We start from the raw sequence: 352 nt of genomic DNA, 5'->3' as shown, positions 1-352 counted from the left end.
GCGGAATATCCTCGGGCTGAACGCGGCAAAGCTGTTCAACCTCGACCCGACCCCGCGTAAGAGTTTGTGATTGCAAAGCGGTATCACCTGGGGTGAGGAGCAAAATTCCATCAGCGATTGCAGCATCGGAAGGGAAAATCTCACATGACCATCACCGGAGGCGATGCGATCGCTGCTTCGCTGCGTACGCATGGCGTGGACACTGTCTTCGGCATTCCGGGCGCCCAGCTTTACGGCCTGTTCGATGCGCTCCACCGCGACGGCATGCGGGTTATCACGCCGCGTCACGAGCAGACCTGTGCCTACATGGCTTTCGGTTATGCCCGGGCCTCGGGGAAAACAGGCGTCTATT

The 352-nt window shown here is 59.1% G+C and carries 1 protein-coding gene; it reads left to right on the top strand.

The genetic code is table 11. The annotated features are described in order from the left end of the window. Positions 1–144: 144 nt before the first annotated feature. A partial coding sequence (locus KVS69_RS19020; protein ID WP_254622294.1) for a thiamine pyrophosphate-binding protein occupies positions 145–352 on the top strand: 208 nt, incomplete at its 3' end.

Origin of the sequence: Stenotrophomonas sp. GbtcB23, assembly GCF_019091045.1 — a bacterium.
Lineage (GTDB): Bacteria > Pseudomonadota > Gammaproteobacteria > Xanthomonadales > Xanthomonadaceae > Stenotrophomonas > Stenotrophomonas rhizophila_A.
Note: the sequence above shows the minus strand (reverse complement) of the source record. Positions and strands in the feature narration are given on the sequence as shown.